The 2049-nt window shown below is 58.5% G+C and carries 3 protein-coding genes; 1 reads left to right on the plus strand and 2 read right to left on the minus strand.

Annotation, left to right across the window (positions count from 1 at the left end):
• Positions 1 to 48: 48 nt before the first annotated feature.
• Positions 49 to 444 carry a DUF4346 domain-containing protein gene (locus NW856_RS14225; RefSeq protein WP_414330043.1) on the minus strand — a complete coding sequence of 132 codons (396 nt, stop codon included), beginning with the start codon at positions 442 to 444 and terminating at the stop codon, positions 49 to 51.
• A 197-nt stretch (positions 445 to 641) separates the two neighbouring features.
• On the minus strand, positions 642 to 1274 hold the full coding sequence (locus NW856_RS14230) for a DUF4384 domain-containing protein (protein WP_011433318.1): 633 nt from the start codon (positions 1272 to 1274) through the stop codon (positions 642 to 644).
• A 262-nt stretch (positions 1275 to 1536) separates the two neighbouring features.
• On the opposite strand from NW856_RS14230, the gene NW856_RS14235 reads away from it, so the two are divergent.
• A complete protein-coding gene (locus NW856_RS14235) occupies positions 1537 to 1974 on the plus strand; it encodes a tetratricopeptide repeat protein (protein WP_148202830.1) in 438 nt (145 codons plus the stop codon).
• Positions 1975 to 2049: the final 75 nt, after the last annotated feature.

Below are 2049 nucleotides of genomic sequence, written 5' to 3' on the forward strand. Positions count from 1 at the left end.
TGGTGCGGGTCTCCAGCCCGAAAATTTGGTGAGCTTTCTGGGAAGGGATCAGTCTTGGATGTACTCCTCGCCGGAGATCAGGGCAGCTTCGGCTTTTTGAAACTCCCTTCCCAAGTAGGCCGCATGGCTGAGCTGGGAGACCACTCTCTCCTGCTCCTTTTCAAAGATCTGTACACACAGTTCTTTGGCCGTGCGCCCAACATACACCCGTTCAGGGGATCGGTTGACGGAGCCCTTTGCCGGGATCACAGCTCCTGTTTCCGGATCGGTGGCCAGCCCCCGCTCATTGATGACGGTGCTGTAGTACTTGGCGCAAATGAGGTTCTGCTCCCGATCCAAGTAGATGACGAAATAGCCCGCCGGATCCAGATCCAGGGGTCGGCGGGAGAGATGGTCGTCAATGCTGCGAATCTGCTCGCTCAGGGGCTTGGAGGAAGGGGACATAGAATGGCCGACCAAAACCGCACAGGAGAAACGTAGCCGAGACTACCTTTGGCTGCTCTCATTGTGGCAGATGAACCCAATCTTTGGGCAGCCTTTGGGGTGGTTGACTTCCTTCCCAGCTTGAACGGTGGGGCTGGTCATATACCCGATGAAGGGGATCCTGTGCGGGCCATCCACCTGAGGTCTCAGAGCTTGGATTAGCGCGGGGCAACCCGATAGAACCGAGTGGCCGTCACCCACTGGTCAGAAGGGATCCCCTCGACGATGATGGCGCGGGCAATGGCATTGCCCAGTTGGGATCCCCGCACCCGCACATCGGCAAAGGATCCACTCTGCTCGAAAGAGGCGATCTCCTGGAAGTTGAGAGGACGGGGAGAGGCCACCGCCAACACCTGGGCTTGACCGAAAGGCGGAGCGATGGTCAACCGGTAGCTGGCCCCCGGCGGTGGGAAGGTGCGCACTTCTCCGGCCCGCAGAAACTCGTTGCCGCCGGAAAAGCGGTTGGGCAAAATCAGGTGAGTACGGCCATCGGCTTGGATGCTGAACAGGTAAACGTAGGCATCGCGGTTGGTGCTCAGGGTAATGGCAATCGGCTCGCCAGGCCGGTAGATGGGGTTAGACCCGTGCCGATCCAGCTCCAGATTCACCCGCAGGTCGGAAGGAACGGGGTTGACAATGATGGAGCGAGTGCCAGCATCCAACTGACGGGTATCGGCCAGTTGCAGCCTCTGTAAAGGAGGGTAGATGCCCAGGGTTTGCGGAAAAACGGCGGTGGCCGGAGCTACAGACAGCCCCAAAGCCAGCGGTAGGAAAAGCAGTTTGGCATTCATGGTTCACACCCAATCAATGGCTATGTTCATCCTAGGAAGGGGCGCAGGTTATGCGGGTCAGGCTTTGCGCAATCTCCAATCTCTTGCCGCGGCAGTTTCTCCTGCTGCAGATGGCACCCCCAAGAGGGAAAAGACGGTAAACCAGCGGGGGCACGGCTCTGTTCTCGGTACCTGGGATGGGAATTGGGGGCAACACGTTTGGCAAGGGTTAAGCTGCAAATAACCTCACACGCCAGGTTCCCATTCAACCCCAAACTTGCTCATGGCTCACGACAGCTACCAAGAAGGCATCGCAGCGGTACAAGCGGGCGATTTCCAGGCTGCCATCCAAGCGTTTCGCCAGGCGGTTGCTGCCGATCCAACCCATACCGAAGCTCGTTACAAGCTGGCCTGGGTACTGGGCATGAGCGGCTATCTGGATCCGGCCCTGACAGAGCTGGAAGCCGTTTTGGCGGCAGATCCCAACCATGTGGCAGCCCATTACAATCGAGGGGCCCTCCTCTTGCAAAAGGCCCAACTGGAAGCCGATGAGGATGGCCAAATCGATCTGGCCGTTCTGCAACAGGCGGAAGCAGCCTTTCAAGCGGTGATGCGCTTGGATCCCACCGACCAACGGGCCTTTGCCTTCCTCAATTTGGTCAAGCGGGCCATTCGCAACCATCAGGCGTCCACTCAGGTCTCCGGCGGCAGTGGCGGGTAAATCTGTGGGGGTTGTGGTCGGCAGCGATTGCACAGCCAGAAACCCATTGCGTAACATAAGTAAAGCCTGGGGATC

Source organism: Synechococcus sp. R3-13 (genome assembly GCF_047462195.1).
In the GTDB taxonomy this organism is placed as follows: Bacteria; Cyanobacteriota; Cyanobacteriia; order Thermostichales; family Thermostichaceae; genus Thermostichus.

Excerpts from the sequence above, each read along its gene's own strand:
- NW856_RS14225 (WP_414330043.1), bottom strand. The coding sequence starts at position 444 with ATGTCCCCTTCCTCCAAGCCCCTGAGCGAGCAGATTCGCAGCATTGAC.
- NW856_RS14235 (WP_148202830.1), top strand. The coding sequence starts at position 1,537 with ATGGCTCACGACAGCTACCAAGAAGGCATCGCAGCGGTACAAGCGGGC.
- NW856_RS14230 (WP_011433318.1), bottom strand. The coding sequence starts at position 1,274 with ATGAATGCCAAACTGCTTTTCCTACCGCTGGCTTTGGGGCTGTCTGTA.